General features: G+C 35.1%; 1 protein-coding gene. It reads left to right on the top strand.

Features of this window, described 5'->3' with window-relative positions; all coding sequences use genetic code 11:
* The first annotated feature begins 66 nt into the window (after nucleotides 1–66).
* On the top strand, nucleotides 67–816 hold the full coding sequence (locus G3567_RS13210) for a hypothetical protein (RefSeq protein WP_164005788.1): 750 nt from the start codon (nucleotides 67–69) through the stop codon (nucleotides 814–816).
* The last annotated feature ends 58 nt before the right edge of the window (nucleotides 817–874 follow it).

Raw genomic sequence — 874 nt, 5'->3', positions numbered from 1 at the left:
ATTGGTTGCTGAAACACGCAACAAATCATATACAAACCGTTGTAATCAATTTAAAATTACTTAATAATGAAACAAACTACATTACTTTTTGCACTACTTCTGTTAAATTCCATTTATTCCTTTTCGCAAGAATTAGGATCTAAAACGCTAGAAGAGATTCGTTTAAAACAGATAGAAAACATCAAAGATCCTGAATTATGGGATATGGAGCGAATGAAAGGTGATATTGACTCAATAAGAGAACGTGAACCTATTAGGTTTGGCGCATTCCCAGTACCTCATTACAGTAGCCTTGGCTTTAACTACGGGGGAGGTGGAGAGGTTAATAATCGAATGGCTCGATCTTTACCGGATTATAGGATTACCGTGGAAGATAAGGAAATTGTGTTTGCCAGTTTTCAAATGGGCAACAGTGAATTATATAAAGAAGAACAAAGAAATACGGCATTTTTTACTGTTATTACTGTCATAGACACTGTTGACACTAAGAATTTCGCTCTAGGTGCATCTAGAATCATTTCAAGAAATCATCCGGATTATACTGGCCAGGGATCATTTATTACAAAAGACAACAAGGTCGAATTTGTTGCTTTTGCAACACCCGATAAAGGGAGCTTTGCAATTGTGAACATGAGACTGTTTCATCTGGAATATGGAAATATTATTTTGATCACTCCTCAAAAGGATGGTTCTTTTAGGTCTCTCCAGGTACAGGGTTCAGTACCTCCTGCAGAAGGTAGTTTTGAGTATATAAAAACAAATGTGTTGCAAAGAGAAGAAGTAATTAAGTTCCTTACTGCGGAAGGAGTAATATAAAACTGATTACAAAACGAGTTGTATGTAATTAATCTAATTATATGAAGACATTATTAGT

Origin of the sequence: Psychroflexus aurantiacus (assembly GCF_010820555.1) — a bacterium.
Taxonomy (GTDB): Bacteria; Bacteroidota; Bacteroidia; order Flavobacteriales; family Flavobacteriaceae; genus Psychroflexus; species Psychroflexus aurantiacus.
The sequence above is the reverse complement of the archived record's forward strand: the minus strand, read 5'-3'. Positions and strand labels throughout refer to the sequence as shown.